Annotated in this window: 9 protein-coding genes; 6 read left to right on the top strand and 3 right to left on the bottom strand. The window is 71.5% G+C overall.

All coding sequences use genetic code 11. The annotated features are described in order from the left end of the window. Positions 1 to 272: 272 nt before the first annotated feature. Positions 273 to 1061 (top strand): protein phosphatase 2C domain-containing protein, encoded by a 789-nt coding sequence (locus IE225_RS05980; RefSeq protein ID WP_190056273.1) that lies wholly within the window; start codon positions 273 to 275, stop codon positions 1059 to 1061. 161 nt (positions 1062 to 1222) lie between these two features. Here the strand turns inward: IE225_RS05980 and IE225_RS05975 are convergent, their stop codons facing one another. Beyond that, positions 1223 to 1714 (bottom strand): MarR family winged helix-turn-helix transcriptional regulator, encoded by a 492-nt coding sequence (locus tag IE225_RS05975; protein ID WP_190056272.1) that lies wholly within the window; start codon positions 1712 to 1714, stop codon positions 1223 to 1225. Positions 1715 to 2046: 332 nt separating this feature from the next. Between IE225_RS05975 and IE225_RS05970 the strand changes: the two genes are divergently transcribed. Then, positions 2047 to 2868 carry a lysozyme gene (locus IE225_RS05970; protein ID WP_190056271.1) on the top strand — a complete coding sequence of 274 codons (822 nt, stop codon included), beginning with the start codon at positions 2047 to 2049 and terminating at the stop codon, positions 2866 to 2868. A 470-nt stretch (positions 2869 to 3338) separates the two neighbouring features. Here the strand turns inward: IE225_RS05970 and lon are convergent, their stop codons facing one another. Further along, complete coding sequence (gene lon, locus IE225_RS05965) at positions 3339 to 5774, bottom strand: endopeptidase La (RefSeq protein WP_190056270.1); 2436 nt, start codon at positions 5772 to 5774, stop codon at positions 3339 to 3341. 255 nt (positions 5775 to 6029) lie between these two features. Between lon and IE225_RS05960 the strand changes: the two genes are divergently transcribed. From IE225_RS05960 to IE225_RS05945, 4 genes are all read left to right on the top strand, one after another. After that, positions 6030 to 6740, top strand: a complete 711-nt coding sequence (locus IE225_RS05960; RefSeq protein ID WP_190056269.1) for a spermidine synthase family protein — start codon at positions 6030 to 6032, stop codon at positions 6738 to 6740. Between the two features lie 138 nt (positions 6741 to 6878). Further along, positions 6879 to 7616, top strand: coding sequence for a response regulator transcription factor (locus IE225_RS05955; RefSeq protein WP_190056268.1), 738 nt, complete (start codon positions 6879 to 6881; stop codon positions 7614 to 7616). Beyond that, a complete protein-coding gene (locus tag IE225_RS05950; RefSeq protein ID WP_190056267.1) occupies positions 7613 to 8719 on the top strand; it encodes a sensor histidine kinase in 1107 nt (368 codons plus the stop codon). Before IE225_RS05955 ends, IE225_RS05950 begins: the two co-directional genes overlap by 4 nt. A 282-nt stretch (positions 8720 to 9001) precedes the next feature. Continuing rightward, the gene (locus IE225_RS05945) at positions 9002 to 12811 is read left to right on the top strand and encodes a multifunctional oxoglutarate decarboxylase/oxoglutarate dehydrogenase thiamine pyrophosphate-binding subunit/dihydrolipoyllysine-residue succinyltransferase subunit (RefSeq protein WP_190056266.1); all 3810 of its coding nucleotides are present in this window, start codon (positions 9002 to 9004) and stop codon (positions 12809 to 12811) included. A gap of 125 nt (positions 12812 to 12936) precedes the next feature. On the opposite strand, the gene fxsT is transcribed toward IE225_RS05945, so the two are convergent. Next, on the bottom strand, positions 12937 to 15948 hold the full coding sequence (fxsT, locus tag IE225_RS05940) for an FxSxx-COOH system tetratricopeptide repeat protein (protein ID WP_190056265.1): 3012 nt from the start codon (positions 15946 to 15948) through the stop codon (positions 12937 to 12939). Positions 15949 to 16067 lie beyond the last annotated feature (119 nt).

The raw sequence follows: 16067 nt of genomic DNA, 5'->3' as shown, positions 1-16067 counted from the left end.
CGGTGGGCAGTGGTCCCGTATCACCCGAGCCGCCACCCGAAGGAGTGAACATCGGAGGGGAGTTGAGGGGCAAGTTCCTCCGGCGCGTGCCGCGGCCGCCGACGGCGGGCCGGTTGGACGTCGGCGGCAGCCTTTGGCAGTATTCGCCACCACGCTCCCCCGGAGCGCAGCATTCTCCCCCAAACCCGGCACCGACCTGCGCGCCTGCGACAACTCCGCACTGTTTGCCAGCCGTTCGTGAACACTGTGAAGGCCTCGTGCAGACTGGCCGAATGCGCACTGAGGTCGTTTCCGAGCCCGGAGATCCGTCCTACCCCAACGAGGACTTCGCAAGCATCGCGCTACCCGCCTCGGGACTGGGCGGTTCCCTCGTCGTCCTGGACGGCGTGACGCCGCCGCGGGGCGCGACGGGATGCCTGCATTCCGTCCCGTGGTTCACGGCGCGACTCGGCGGCGCGCTGACCGAACTGACCGTTTCACTCCGGGATGTCCCCCTCGCCGAGGCGCTGGCCCGGGCCGTCGCCCGCACCGCCGAGGCCCACGCGGACACCTGTGACCTTTCTCACCCGCGCACACCGCAGGCGACGGTGGTCCTCGCCCGGTGGAACGCCGAGCGCGTGGAGTACCTCGTGCTGTCCGACTCGGCCCTCCTCGTCGAGTCGTCCGACGGCGCGGTCACCCCCGTCCTCGACGACCGCCTCGCCCGCATCCCGCGCGCCCTGCTGACCACCGACGACGTCGTCGACGCCACCCTGCGCAACAAGGAGGGCGGCTTCTTCACGGCCGCCGCCGACCCCGCGGTGGCCGCCCGCGCCGTCACCGGCACGCTGCCCCGCGCGCGCGTGCGCACCCTCGCCGCCCTCACCGACGGCGCCGCCCGCTGGGTGGAGAGGTTCGGCGAGGGCGACTGGGCCGGCTGCCTCTCCCTGCTGCGCAAGGAGGGCGCGGCGGCCCTCGTGGAGCGGGTGCGGGCCCTGGAGCGGGCCGACGCCGAGGAGCGGAGATACCTGCGGCGCAGCAAGACGCACGACGACGCGACGGTGGTGTACGTGGAGCTGTAGCTCTGTCCGCCGCGCGACCGGGGCGGGCGGGGGGCTGGGGGAAGGCCCGGCGGCGGGAGCGGCCCGGGGCGGGGGTGGCGGTGGCCCGGGTCCGGGGGTGGTTCGGCGGCCTGGGTGGCCCAGCGCCCCGGGGATGACCGGTGGCCGAAACCTTTCGGGGGTTACCTCTCCATCCCCGTGTTCAGCCGGTGCAGCAGCCGCGCCAGTTCCGCGACCTCGCGCCGGTCCCAGTGCGCGAGGCGGCGGACGTAGGTGGCGCGGCGGGCCTCGCGGACGCGGCCGAGGCGGCGCCGGCCCTCCTCGGTGAGGTGGACCAGCCAGGCGCGGCCGTCGGCGGGGTCGGGCTCGCGGGCGACCAGGCCGAGCTCCTCCAGGGCGCGCAGCTGGCGGGACATGGTGGCCTTGCCGACGCCGATGTAGGCGGCGAGGTCGGTGGCGCGCTGGCGGCCGCACTCGCCGAGGCGGACCAGCAGGCCGTACGCGGAGGACTCCAGGTCGGGATGGACCTCCCGCGCCATCTCGGCCTGGTTGGCCCGGGCCCGGCGCAGGAACACCGTCAACTCCCGCTCCAGGGACAGGAACTCCTGGTCCACCCCACTCGACGACGCGCCGGGCTCACCTCGGCGCCCGCCGCTTCTTCCGTCTTCGTGCACGTCAGCCCCTGTGTCGGTTTTCCGGGTGGTGAAATTTTCCGCCACGCACGGCCATCGCCGCAGCTCCGTCAGTATTTCGCAGGACTGGACCAACGGCAGCCTCCGGACCCCCTTCCCAGGCTCCGTTCTACGTGCGTAGCTTCTTGCCCAGGCAATTACTGGCATGCCCACGCCAGGACGAACACCGCGCTCCCCCGGCGGGCCGGCGACGTCCCGCCCTCCCCCGCACCGTCCGTCCCTGGCACGGGCCTGCCCGGCGTTCTCTGTATCTCCACCATCTCCACCATCTCCACCATCCCCACCGAGCACCACCGAGCCTTCGGAGGCACGTCATGCTCGCGCACAGACCCGGATTGCCCTCCCCACGGCGCCTCACCGTCACGGGTGCCCTGCTCGCCGCGCTCTGCCTGCTCACCGCCCTGCCCTCCGCCGCGGCCACCGCTCCCCCGCGCGGCTCCGCCTATCTCGGCATCGGCGTCCTGGCCCACGACGGCCGCGCCGCCGGCGCCCCCGCCCCCGCCGCCGTCACCCAGACCGAGGGCGTCGACGTCTCCGGCCACCAGGGCAACGTCGACTGGGCCACCCTCTGGAACAGCGGCGTGAAGTGGGCCTACACCAAGGCCACCGAGGGGACGTACTACACCAACCCCTACTTCGCCCAGCAGTACAACGGCTCCTACGCCATCGGCATGATCCGCGGCGCCTACCACTTCGCCACGCCCGACACCACCAGCGGCGCCACCCAGGCCAACTACTTCGTCGACCACGGCGGAGGATGGTCCCGGGACGGCAAGACCCTGCCCGGCGTCCTGGACATCGAGTGGAACCCCTACGGCGCGGCCTGCTACGGCAAGACCCAGTCCGCCATGGTCAGTTGGATCAGCGACTTCCTCGCCACCTACCGGGCCCGCACCGGCCGCGACGCCGTCATCTACACCGCCACCTCCTGGTGGACCCAGTGCACCGGCAACTACGCCGGCTTCGGATCCACCAACCCCCTGTGGATCGCCCGCTACGCCTCGGCCCCAGGGACGCTGCCGGCGGGCTGGGCGTTCCACACGATGTGGCAGTACACCTCGTCCGGCCCGACGGTGGGTGACCACGACAAGTTCAACGGGGCACTGGACCGGGTACAGGCCCTGGCCAACGGCTGACCCCGCACCCTCCCGGCCGGGGGCTCGGGGGTCGCCCCCGAACAAGCACGGCAACGGGGCACTGGACCGGGTGCAGGCCCTGGCCAACGGCTGACCCCGCACCCTCCCGGCCGGGGGCTCGGGGGTCGCCCCCGAACAAGCACGGCAACGGGGCACTGGACCGGGTACAGGCCCTGGCCAACGGCTGACCCCGCACCCTCCCGGCCGGGGGCTCGGGGGTCGCCCCCGAACAAACACGGCAACGGGGCACTGGACCGGGTGCAGGCCCTGGCCAACGGCTGACCCCGCACCCTCCCGGCCGGAGGCTCGGGGGTCGCCCCCGAACAAGCACGGCAACGGGGCACTGGACCGGGTACAGGCCCTGGCCAACGGCTGACCGGTCCCCGCGGCACGCGCACGTACGAAGAGGCCCGGGCCTCCCTCACGGAACCCGGGCCCCTCCCCTTCCCCGCGGCGTCCTCCCCCAGTGCTCAAAGCCTGGGAGGTACCCCCATCGCCGCCACCGGAACCTCCGGCTCGGCGCCGCTGGCGGCGGGCGTCAGGGCCAGTTCCAGGACCTGGCGGACGTCGGTGACGAGGTGGACGTCGAGCTTGTCCAGGACCTCGGCGGGGACGTCGTCCAGGTCGGCCTCGTTGCGCTTGGGGATGATGACGGTGGTGATCCCCGCGCGGTGGGCGGCGAGCAGCTTCTGCTTGACGCCGCCGATGGGCAGGACGCGGCCGGTCAGGGAGACCTCGCCGGTCATGGCCACGTCGGTGCGGACCAGGCGGCCGGACAGGAGGGAGGCCAGGGCGGTCGTCATCGTGATGCCCGCGCTGGGGCCGTCCTTGGGGACCGCGCCCGCCGGGAAGTGGATGTGCACGCCCCGGTCCTTCAGGTCGCCCACCGGCAGCTCCAGTTCGGCGCCGTGGCTGCGCAGGAAGCTCAGGGCGATCTGCGCGGACTCCTTCATCACGTCGCCGAGCTGGCCGGTGAGGGTCAGGCCCGCCGCGCCGGTCTCCGGATCGGCCAGGGACGCCTCGACGTAGAGGACGTCGCCGCCGGCCCCGGTGACCGCCAGGCCCGTCGCCACGCCCGGCACCGAGGTGCGGCGCTCGGCCGGGTCCTGCGCGGACTCGGGCACGTGGTGCGGGCGGCCGATCAGCTCGCGCAGGTGGTCGGCGGTGATGGCGAACGGCAGCTCGCGCTCGCCCAGTTCGTGCTGGGCGGCGACCTTGCGCAGCAGCCGGGCGACGGACCGCTCCAGGTTGCGCACGCCGGCCTCGCGGGTGTACTCGCCGGCCAGCTTGCGCAGCGCGCCCTCGTCGATCACGACCTCGTCCTTGTCCAGGCCGGCCCGCTCCAGCTGGCGCGGGATCAGGTGGTCGCGGGCGATGACGATCTTCTCGTCCTCGGTGTAGCCGTCGAGGCGGACGATCTCCATGCGGTCGGCCAGGGCCTCGGGGATGGCCTCCAGGACGTTGGCCGTGGCCAGGAACACCACGTCGGACAGGTCGAGTTCGACCTCCAGGTAGTGGTCGCGGAAGGTGTGGTTCTGCGCCGGGTCCAGCACCTCCAGCAGGGCCGCGGCCGGGTCGCCGCGGAAGTCCGAGCCCACCTTGTCGATCTCGTCCAGGAGCACCACCGGGTTCATCGACCCGGCCTCCTTGATGGCGCGCACGATCCGGCCGGGCAGGGCGCCTACGTAGGTGCGCCGGTGGCCGCGGATCTCCGCCTCGTCGCGCACGCCGCCGAGGGCCACGCGGACGAACTTGCGCCCCATGGCGTGGGCCACGCTCTCGCCGAGGGAGGTCTTGCCGACGCCGGGCGGGCCGACGAGGGCGAGGACGGCGCCGCCGCGCCGGCCGCCGATGACGCCGAGGCCGCGCTCGGCGCGCCGCTTGCGCACCGCCAGGTACTCGGTGATGCGCTCCTTGACGTCCTTCAGGCCGGAGTGCTCGGCGTCGAGGATCTCCTTGGCGCGCTGGATGTCGTACTGGTCCTCGGTGCGGGTGTTCCACGGCATGTCGAGGACGGTGTCGAGCCAGGTGCGGATCCAGGAGCCCTCCGGCGACTGGTCGGAGGTCCGCTCCAGCTTGTCGACCTCCTTCAGCGCCGCCTCGCGCACCTTCTCCGGCAGGTCGGCGGCCTCGACGCGGGCCCGGTAGTCGTCGGACTCGTCCTTCTCCGGCTCGCCGTTGAGCTCGCGCAGCTCCTTGCGCACGGCTTCGAGCTGGCGGCGCAGCAGGAACTCGCGCTGCTGCTTGTCGACGCCCTCCTGGACGTCCTTGGCGATGGTCTCGGCGACCTCCTGCTCGGCGAGGTGGTCGCGGAGTTGCTGGGTGGCGAGCTTCAAGCGGGCCACCGGGTCGGTCGTCTCCAGCAGTTCCACCTTCTGCTCGACCGTCAGGAACGGCGAGTAGCCGGAGTTGTCCGCGAGCGCGGCGACGTCGTCGATCGCGGCGACCCGGTCGACCACCTGCCAGGCGCCGCGCTTGCGCAGCCAGCTGGTGGCGAGGGCCTTGTATTCCTTCATCAGTTCGGTGACGTGGCCCGGCAGCGGATCCGGAACGGTCTCCTCGACCGTGGTGCCCTCGACCCACAGCGCCGCACCCGGCCCCGTGGTGCCGGCGCCGATCCTGACGCGGCTCCGGCCGCGGATGAGCGCGCCCGGGTCGCCGTCGGCGAGCCGGCCCACCTGCTCGACCGTGCCCAGGACGCCCGTGGCCGCGTACGTGCCGTCGATGCGTGGCACCAGCAGCACCTTGGGCTTTCCGGGTTCCGACTTGGCGGCGGCCTGCGCGGCCTCGACCGCCGCGCGCACCTCGGAGTCGCTCAGGTCCAGGGGAACCACCATGCCGGGCAGTACGACCTCACCGTCGAGCGGCAGCACGGGCAGGGTGAGCGGTGTGGACGTCGATGCCATGATCTCCCCTTCGGCAGTCAAGTTGAGCTATGCCGACTCAATGCTCGTGAGTCTCCGATTGTTCCCCAGGCGCCGCCCAGCTGTTGTTCGCCGTGAGCGATCAGGAGGGACGAGAAGGGCAAGACGGCGCATACCGGTGAGCGGGCAAGGGAGGGAGGGCACTCCGGCCGGTCGGGAAGGCACACCACCCCGGAAAGGCGCACCACCCCGGAAAACCGCTCGCCCCCGCCCCGCCCCCGGCGCAGGATGGGTCGGATGAGCGCTCCTCACGACACGAGCCGCAGCCGGCTGCGCGACACCCGCGCCGACCCCGTCGTGCTCGACCGGCGCGACGGCCCCTGGGGGGAGGTGGTGCTGCGGCGGCGCGGCGACGTGCTGGAGATCATCGCCAATGGGTGCTTCCTGATGGACACCTCCGACGGGCGGTCGGAGCGGCGGCTGGTGGACGCCGCGCTCGCCGCCCTCGGCGAGCGCCCCGCACCGCGCCTGCTGATCGGCGGTCTCGGCGTCGGGTTCTCGCTGGCGCACGCCGCGACGCAGCCGCGCTGGGGCCGGATCACGGTTGTCGAACGCGAACGGGCCGTCGTCGACTGGCACCGCGCCGGCCCGCTGTCGGCGATCTCCGCGCGGGCGCTGGCCGATCCGCGCACGCACCTCGTGGAAGCGGACCTCATCAGCTACGTCAATGAGACATCCGTCACGTGGGATGCCCTGTGTCTCGACATCGACAACGGCCCCGGCTGGACGGTCACCGACGACAACCGGGGACTGTACACACCGGCCGGACTGGCAAGCTGCGCAAGGGTGTTGAGGCCCGGCGGAGTGCTCGCGGTGTGGTCGGCCGAACCGTCCCCGGAATTCGAGGGAAGCTTGCGGAATGCCGGGTTCCAGCAGGTGCGTACCGAAGAGATCCCCGTTGCCCGGGGCGTTCCCGACGTCGTCCACCTCGGCGTCCGCCCTGGATAGCAAAGGCGCGGCAACTCCCCGTAGTCTGCTGCCCGGCGCAGATCATTCAAGCGTCAATCGCAGTCCCGCGCGGACCGCGGGTCTGCGCAGACCAGGGATCACCCCACGGATTCCGGAGAGCAAACCAAGGGGCGGGCGATGGAGCAGACACACACCTCCCACAGCACGGCGACGACGACCCCGGGCGCACAGCGCCGGATCCTCGTGGTCGAGGACGACCAGACGATCGTGGACGCCATCGCCACCCGCCTGCGCGCCGAGGGCTTCCTCGTGCAGACCGCGGGTGACGGGCCGGCCGCCGTCGACACCGCCGAGGCATGGCAGCCCGACCTGCTGATCCTCGACGTGATGCTGCCCGGCTTCGACGGCCTGGAGGTCTGCCGCCGGGTGCAGGCGCAGCGGCCGGTGCCGGTGCTGATGCTCACCGCGCGCGACGACGAGACCGACATGCTGGTCGGGCTCGGCGTCGGCGCCGACGACTACATGACGAAGCCGTTCTCGATGCGGGAGCTGGCGGCGCGCGTGCACGTGCTGCTGCGCCGGGTGGAGCGGGCCGCGCTGGCCGCGGCCACCCCGCGCTCGGGCGTGCTGCGGCTGGGTGAGCTGGAGATCGACCACGCGCAGCGCCGGGTGCGGGTCAAGAGCGAGGACGTCCACCTGACGCCCACCGAGTTCGACCTGCTGGTGTGCCTGGCCAACACCCCGCGCGCGGTGCTCTCCCGGGAGCAGCTGCTGGCGGAGGTGTGGGACTGGGCGGACGCCTCCGGCACCCGGACCGTCGACAGCCACATCAAGGCGCTGCGGCGCAAGATCGGCGCCGAGCGGATCCGCACGGTGCACGGCGTCGGCTACGCGCTGGAGACCCCGACGCCATGAGCGACGCGCCGGCCGCGCGGCCGGATGGGGGACGGTCCTGGGGCGGTCTGCGCCCGTTCTCGATCAAGACCAAGCTGGCCGCGCTGGTCGTCATCTCGGTGCTGATCACGACGGGCCTGTCGATGATCGCGGTGCACACCAAGACCGAGCTGCGGTTCATCATGGTGTTCTCCATGATCGCCACCTTGCTGATCACGCAGTTCGTGGCGCACTCGCTGACCTCGCCGCTCGATGAGATGAACGCGGTGGCCGGCTCGATCTCGCACGGCGACTACACGCGCCGGGTGCGCGAGAACCGCCGCGACGAGCTGGGCGACCTGGCCCGGACCATCAACCGCATGGCGGACGAGCTGGAGGCGCAGGACCGGCAGCGCAAGGAGCTGGTGGCGAACGTCTCGCACGAGCTGCGCACCCCCATCGCGGGCCTGCGGGCGGTGCTGGAGAACATCGTGGACGGCGTCACCGAGGCCGACCCGGAGACGATGCGCACGGCGCTGAAGCAGACCGAGCGGCTCGGGCGGCTGGTGGAGACGCTGCTGGACCTGTCCCGCCTGGACAACGGCGTGGTGCCGCTGAAGAAGCGCCGCTTCGAGGTGTGGCCGTACCTGTCGGGCGTGCTGAAGGAGGCCAACATGGTCGCCTCCGCGCGCGCCGGCATCGCCACCAACTCCGGCAGCCACACCCGCACCGACGTCCACCTGCACCTGGACGTCTCCCCGCCGGAGCTGACCGCGCTCGCCGACCCCGAGCGCATCCACCAGGTCGTCGCCAACCTGATCGACAACGCGGTCAAGCACAGTCCGCCGCACGGCCGCGTCACGGTCAGGGCACGGCGCGGGCCGCAGCCGGACTCGCTGCGGCTCGAGGTCATCGACGAGGGGCCCGGCATTCCGCGCTCGGAGTGGCACCGGGTCTTCGAGCGGTTCAACCGCGGCAGTGTCAGCAGGCCGCACGGTCCGGGCAGCGACGGCGGCACCGGTCTCGGGCTGGCGATCGCCCGCTGGGCGGTGGACCTGCACGGCGGGCGGATAGGCGTGGCCGAATCCGAGCGGGGGTGCCGGATTCTTGTCACTCTTCCAGGAGAGCGGCCCGCGTCGGATTGACGTAAGGTTCGAACCGGCAGGACAAGATCCACGAGCGTTCGCACGGGCGGACACGTGTGATCAGGGACGGGCCCGTGCGCGAGCGGCGCCGGGCCCCGGCGGCGTATTCCCCGCCGTATCCGAACCACGCTTGTTTCCCGCCATTTCCAGGCCCGAAACACGCTCCGAGATGTGACTTACGCGACGATGAACGGGCCCGGCCTGACCTTCGGCCACCGGGAGGCGTAGCCTTTATTCCCGCTGTCCATACATCTTGTGAAGCGGAAGAGGGCGGTTGCCGCCGTGTCGCCACAGTCCCCCAGTAACTCGAGCATCTCGACCGACACCGACCAAGGCGGGAAGAACCCCGCCGCCGCGTTCGGCGCCAACGAGTGGCTCGTCGACGAGATCTATCAGCAGTACCTCCAGGACCCGAATTCGGTAGACCGCGCCTGGTGGGACTTCTTCGCCGATTACAAGCCGGGCGCCGCCCAGCAGCAGGCGCAGGCCCCGGCCCCCGAGGCCGCCAGGCCCGCGGACTCTACCCCGGCGAAGCCCGCCGCCCAGGCCCCTGCTCCGGCCCGGCCGCCGGCCGCTCCGGCGCGGCCCGCGCAGGTCGACGGCGCCGCCGCGGCCCCCGCCCCGCCGAAGCCCGCCGCGGCACCGCCGGCCCCCGCTCAGCCGAAGCCCGCGCAGCCCAGGGCCAAGGCCGAACCCGCGGCGCCGGCGGCGCAGGCCGGGGGTCCCGAGACCGTGACCCTGCGCGGCCCCGCCGCGGCCGTCGCGAAGAACATGGACGCCTCCCTGGAGATCCCGACCGCCACCTCGGTCCGCGCGGTCCCGGTGAAGCTGCTCTTCGACAACCGCATCGTCATCAACAACCACCTCAAGCGCGCCCGCGGCGGGAAGATCTCCTTCACGCACATCATCGGGTACGCGATGGTCCAGGCCATCAAGACGATGCCGTCGATGAACTGGCACTACGCCGTCAAGGACGGCAAGCCGACCCTGGTCAAGCCGGACCACGTCAACCTCGGCCTCGCCATCGACCTGGTCAAGCCCAACGGCGACCGCCAGCTCGTCGTCGCGGCGATCAAGAAGGCCGAGACCATGAACTTCTTCGAGTTCTGGCAGGCCTACGAGGACATCGTCCGCCGCGCCCGCGACGGCAAGCTGACGATGGACGACTTCACCGGCGTGACGGTCTCCCTGACCAACCCCGGCGGCCTCGGCACCGTCCACTCGGTGCCGCGCCTGATGCCCGGCCAGTCGGTGATCATGGGCGTCGGCTCCATGGACTACCCGGCCGAGTTCCAGGGCACCAGCCAGGACACCCTGAACAAGCTGGGCATCTCCAAGGTCATGACGCTGACGTCGACCTACGACCACCGCGTCATCCAGGGCGCCCAGTCCGGCGAGTTCCTCCGCCAGGTCGCCAATCTGCTGCTCGGCGAGAACAACTTCTACGACGGCATCTTCGAGGCGCTGCGCATCCCCTACGAGCCGGTCCGCTGGCTCAGGGACATCGACGCCAGCCACGACGACGACGTCACCAAGGCCGCCCGGGTCTTCGAGCTGATCCACTCCTACCGGGTGCGCGGCCACGTCATGGCCGACACCGACCCGCTGGAGTACCGCCAGCGCAAGCACCCCGACCTCGACATCGTCGAGCACGGCCTGACCCTGTGGGACCTGGAGCGCGAGTTCGCCGTCGGCGGCTTCGCCGGCAAGTCGATGATGAAGCTGCGCGACATCCTCGGCGTGCTGCGCGACTCGTACTGCCGCACCGTCGGCATCGAGTACATGCACATCCAGGACCCCAAGCAGCGCAAGTGGATCCAGGACCGCGTCGAGCGCCCGCACACCAAGCCGGAGCGCGAGGAGCAGCTGCGCATCCTGCGCCGCCTGAACGCGGCCGAGGCCTTCGAGACCTTCCTGCAGACCAAGTACGTCGGCCAGAAGCGCTTCTCCCTGGAGGGCGGCGAGTCCGTCATCCCGCTGCTGGACGCGGTGCTGGACTCGGCCGCCGAGTCCCGCCTGGACGAGGTCGTCATCGGCATGGCCCACCGCGGCCGCCTCAACGTCCTGGCCAACATCGTCGGCAAGTCGTACGCGCAGATCTTCCGCGAGTTCGAGGGCAACCTCGACCCGAAGTCGATGCACGGCTCCGGCGACGTGAAGTACCACCTGGGCGCCGAGGGCACCTTCACCGGCCTGGACGGCGAGCAGATCAAGGTGTCGCTGGTCGCCAACCCCTCGCACCTGGAGGCCGTCGACCCGGTCCTGGAGGGTGTCGCCCGCGCCAAGCAGGACATCATCAACAAGGGCGGCACGGACTTCACCGTCCTGCCCGTCGCCATCCACGGCGACGCGGCCTTCGCCGGCCAGGGCGTGGTCTCCGAGACCCTGAACATGTCGCAGCTGCGCGGCTACCGCACCGGCGGCACGGTCCACATCGTCATCAACAACCAGGTCGGCTTCACCGCCGCCCCGGAGTCCTCGCGCTCCTCCATGTACGCCACGGACGTGGCGCGCATGATCGAGGCCCCGATCTTCCACGTCAACGGCGACGACCCGGAGGCCTGCGTCCGCGTGGCGCGCCTGGCCTTCGAGTTCCGCCAGGCCTTCAACAAGGACGTGGTGATCGACCTCATCTGCTACCGCCGCCGCGGCCACAACGAGTCGGACAACCCGGCCTTCACCCAGCCGCTGATGTACGACCTGATCGACAAGAAGCGCTCGGTGCGCAAGCTGTACACCGAGTCGCTGATCGGCCGGGGCGACATCACCCTGGAGGAGGCCGAGCAGGCGCTGCAGGACTACCAGGGCCAGCTCGAGAAGGTCTTCACCGAGGTCCGCGAGGCCACCACGACCACCCAGCCGGTCCCGGCCGAGCCGCAGGAGCCGCAGGACGGCTTCCCGGTCCCGGTCGACACCGCGGTCTCCGCCGAGGTCGTCAAGCGGATCGCCCAGTCCCAGATCAACATCCCCGAGGACTTCACCGTCCACCCGCGCCTGCTGCCGCAGCTGCAGCGCCGCGCGGCGATGGTGGAGGACGGCACCATCGACTGGGGCATGGGCGAGACCCTCGCCATCGGCTCCCTGCTGCTGGAGGGCGTGCCCGTCCGCCTCGCCGGCCAGGACTCCCGCCGCGGCACCTTCGGCCAGCGCCACGCGGTCCTCATCGACCGCAAGACCGGCCAGGACTACACGCCGCTGCTGTACCTGTCCGAGGACCAGGCCCGCTTCAACGTCTACGACTCGCTGCTGAGCGAGTACGCGGCGATGGGCTTCGAGTACGGCTACTCGCTGGCCCGCCCGGACGCCCTGGTGATGTGGGAGGCCCAGTTCGGCGACTTCGCCAACGGCGCCCAGACGGTCGTGGACGAGTTCATCTCCTCGGCCGAGCAGAAGTGGGGCCAGACCTCCGGCGTCGTGCTGCTGCTGCCGCACGGCTACGAGGGCCAGGGCCCGGACCACTCCTCGGCCCGCCCGGAGCGGTTCCTGCAGCTGTGCGCGCAGAACAACATGACGGTCGCGATGCCCACGCTGCCGTCGAACTACTTCCACCTGCTGCGCTGGCAGGTGCACAACCCGCACCACAAGCCGCTCATCGTCTTCACCCCGAAGTCGATGCTGCGCCTGAAGGCGGCCGCCTCCCGGACGGAGGAGTTCACCACCGGCCGCTTCCGCCCGGTCATCGGCGACACCACGGTCGACCCGGCCGCGGTCCGCAAGGTCGTCTTCTGCTCCGGCAAGGTCTACTACGACCTCGACGCCGAGCGGCAGAAGCGGGGCGTGACGGACACCGCGATCATCCGCATCGAGCGCCTGTACCCGATCCCGGGTGCGGAGCTCCAGGAGGAGATCAAGAAGTACCCGAACGTCGAGAAGTACCTGTGGGCCCAGGAGGAGCCGGCCAACCAGGGCGCCTGGCCCTTCATCGCCCTCAACCTCATCGACCACCTCGACCTGGCCGTCGGCGCGGACATCCCCGCCGCCGAGCGCCTGCGCCGCATCTCCCGGCCCCACTCGTCCTCCCCGGCGGTGGGCTCCGCCAAGCGGCACCAGGCCGAGCAGGAGCAGCTGGTGCGCGAGGTCTTCGAGGCGTGATCCCCACGTGAGCCGGTGACCCCCGGCCCACCCCGAAGGGCCCGTTCCGGATCGTCCGGGACGGGCCCTTCGGCTGTGCGGGAGGGGGCGGGGCGTGCCGGGCGGGGCGTGCCGGGCGCGGCGGCTCAGATGACCTGCGGTTCGAAGTCCCAGTACGGACGGACGCGGGAGCGGGCGGAGATGGTGTGGACGTGCTGGCGGCCCAGGGTCTCCTCCAGGTCGGTCAGTGTCTCCTGCTCGACCTTCTCGGCCTGTTGGCGGTCCCGCAGGGCGCGCAGGTCGTCGGCGTACGCGGTGCGGGCGGACAGGGTGAGCGGATGGGTGCGGCCGAGGACCTCGATGGCCCGCGTCGCCGTGTCCCGGCTCAGGTCGGCGGCCGACTCGTGGTCCCCGGTGAGGTTGCGCAGGGCCGAGGCGTTGACGGCGCAGCCCAGCGTCCAGGGGTGCCGCTCGCCGACGGCGGCGGTCATGTCCCGCAGGGCCCTCTCGGCGAGGTCGTGCGCCTGGGCGCGCTCACCCACCTTGCTCAGGATGAGGGCGTGGTCGGAGTGGATTCCGCAGATGTAGGGATGGCCCTCGGGGAGCAGCGTCTCGTAGCGGGCGATGACGGATTCACTCAGTGCCCGGGCCTCGTCGATGTCGCCGTGTTCGCGGGCGAAGCAGCTCATGCTGGTGGCGAACTGCAGGCTGAAGGGGTGGGTCTCGCCGAGCTTGCGCTCGCAGCGCTCCAGGACGCGGGTGAACAACTGGCGTGCGCTGTCCCGGTCCCCCATGCGGTAGTGGCAGTGGGCGAGGTTGTGCTCCGCCAGCAGCGTCTGGGGATTGTCGGAGCCCAGGACGTTCCGGTGCTCCCTCACGTTCGTCGTCTGGATGGATTCCGCCTCGGTGTAGCGGCCCAGCAGGCGCAGGTCCGTCGCGTAGTGGAGCTCCGAGTACAGCGTCAGGTGGTGCCTTCCGCGCAGGAGCCTCCTTCTGGCCTCCAGCGTGACCCGGTCTGCCTCCAACGCCTCCGCGTACCGGCCGAGGAGGCGGAGGGAGACGGCGACGTTGTTCCGCGCCTGGAGGGTGCGCGCGTCCTGGTCGCCGAAGAGCTCGTCGTAGGCGGCCAGGATCCAGTGGGAAACCTCCAGGGCTTCCGCGTAGCGGCCGAGGCCGCGCAGGTCGGCGGCGAGGCCGCTGGCGGCGCGCAGGTGGTCGAGGTCCTGCGGTCCCCGCTCCTGACGCAGGTGCTCGACGGTGGCCCGGTCGAGCGTCTCCGTCGCCGCGTAGTCGCCGACCGCGCGCAGCAGGTTGGCGTAGTGGTGGGTCAGGGACCAGATCCGCGGATGGGTCTCGCCGAGGAGCTGCTTCCACGCCTTCAGGGCGCGCCTGCCCAGGGTGATGCCGGAGGCGAACTCGCCCGAGACGTACATGTACCGCAGGCAGTTGAGGACCAGGCGCTGGACGTTCGCGTCCGTGGTCCGCAGGACGTCCGCGTGCTTCAGGTGCGGGGTGATCTCGGCGTAGGCCGGCCAGAAGTCCGGGTCGGCGGGCCGGCGCGGGTCGGCGGCGGCCAGGGCCCGCCGTACGACGTCGACGAACTCGCGCCGGTCCGCGTCGGGCATGTCCTTGTGGACGATCTGGTGGACCATGCGGTGCAGGTAGACCGACTCGCCGGCGGACCCGGACTCGTCCAGGGACGTCTCGTGGGACTCCAGGCGCACCACGGAGTACTGGCGCAACTGGTTGATCGCCTTGTTCCACAGCAGCGGGTCGTTGAGCAACCCGGCGAGCTGTTCCGGCAGTTCCTCCTGCGGCAGCTCCCGCAGCAGGTGCACGGGGACGGACCCGGGCGCGAAGAAGGTGCACAGGCGCAGCAGGTCGACGGACTCGGGTACGGTCTCGCGGAGCTTGTTCAGCAGTATCGACCAGGCGGTCTGGAAGGCGAGCGGGAAGTCGGCGGAGACCTTGACCACGTCCTGGTCGATGCCGCCCTCCAGCAGCTGGATGTACTCCTGCACGGACAGGTCGGAGTCGTTGAGCCAGCCCGCCGTCTGGTCCAGCAGCAGCGGCAGGTCCTCCAGGGCCTCGGCCAGCTGGTCGGCCTCGGCCTCGGTCAGGCGCGGGGCGCGGCGGCGGATGAAGGCGACGGACTCGTCGCGGTCGTAGACCGGCACCTCCAGCAGCATGCTGTTGTGCTCGCTCCACTCGGGGTTGCGGGAGGTGATCAGCACATGGCCGGGGCCGGTGGGGACCATGTTCCAGAGCTGGCCGGGTTCGTCGGCGCCGTCCAGGACCAGCAGCCAGCGGGCGTACGGCTCGCCGCGGCGCAGGGAGTCACGCACGGCGCGGAGCCGCTCGCCGTATTCGGCGCCGGTGGACAGGCCCAGTCTGGGGGCGAGTTCGGCCAGCAGGCGGCGGTAGCGCACGCGGTTCTCGGCGCTCACCCACCACACGACGTCGTACTCGGAGCCGAAGCGGTAGACGTACTCGGCCGCGAGCTGCGTCTTGCCCACCCCGGACATGCCGTGGAAGGTGAGGACACCGGCGCCGGGCGGGGCTTCCTGCAGCTTGTGGTAGGCGTCGTTGAGCAGCCTCTCGCGCCCCGTGAAGCGGGTGTTGCGGCGCGGCACCCCGCCCCAGACCTCCGGCATGAGGGCGGGAAAGCGCGGACCGCGGCGGTCGTCGCCACGGCCGTCGGGCAGCGGGTCGGCGCGCAGGTCCAGACGGTCCAGCAGGCGGCGCTCGGCCTCGTCGGGGCCGACGTTGGTCAGGTCCGCCGGGGCGAGCACCGCGGTGGCGGCCGGCACCGGTGCGGTGGTGACCGACACGGCGGCGAACCGGGAGGGATCGGGCGCGACCACTTCGCGCAGGGCGCGGTTCCACTCCTCGTGGGTGCGCGGGCCGAGCTGGAAGTACCACTCGCTGACCAGGACGAGGATCCGGCCCTGGGCGAGGGTGAGGTCGCGCAGGCTGTCCACCAGGGGGATCTCGGCCGGTGAGTCCCAGCGCTGGTAGACGACCCGTAATCCCCGGCGCTCCAGTCGGTCTCCGATCCAGGCCGCCCAGGCGCGGTTGAACCCGGCGAAACTGATCGTGACGGTCTGTTTCCCGGCTTCCCCCTCGGCCGGCCGGACCGACGTACGAGCCCCAGACAACAGCGGCCTCCTTAGCTCGTAGGAGCGTCATCGTAAAACGCCGTGAGGGAGGCGCAACAGAGGCGGAAAGGGCAGCCGCGGGCGCACTCCATGGAGCGCAATCTTCCCACCCTTCCACC

It is taken from the genome of Streptomyces echinoruber (assembly GCF_014651135.1).
Lineage (GTDB): Bacteria > Actinomycetota > Actinomycetes > Streptomycetales > Streptomycetaceae > Streptomyces > Streptomyces echinoruber.
Note: the sequence above shows the minus strand (reverse complement) of the source record. Positions and strands in the feature narration are given on the sequence as shown.

What these genes read in the sequence shown, in the direction of transcription:
- IE225_RS05970 (WP_190056271.1), top strand. Translation starts at nt 2,047, where the DNA reads ATGCTCGCGCACAGACCCGGATTGCCCTCCCCACGGCGCCTCACCGTC.
- IE225_RS05950 (WP_190056267.1), top strand. Translation starts at nt 7,613, where the DNA reads ATGAGCGACGCGCCGGCCGCGCGGCCGGATGGGGGACGGTCCTGGGGC.
- IE225_RS05960 (WP_190056269.1), top strand. Translation starts at nt 6,030, where the DNA reads ATGAGCGCTCCTCACGACACGAGCCGCAGCCGGCTGCGCGACACCCGC.
- lon (WP_190056270.1), bottom strand. Translation starts at nt 5,774, where the DNA reads ATGGCATCGACGTCCACACCGCTCACCCTGCCCGTGCTGCCGCTCGAC.
- IE225_RS05955 (WP_190056268.1), top strand. Translation starts at nt 6,879, where the DNA reads ATGGAGCAGACACACACCTCCCACAGCACGGCGACGACGACCCCGGGC.
- IE225_RS05980 (WP_190056273.1), top strand. Translation starts at nt 273, where the DNA reads ATGCGCACTGAGGTCGTTTCCGAGCCCGGAGATCCGTCCTACCCCAAC.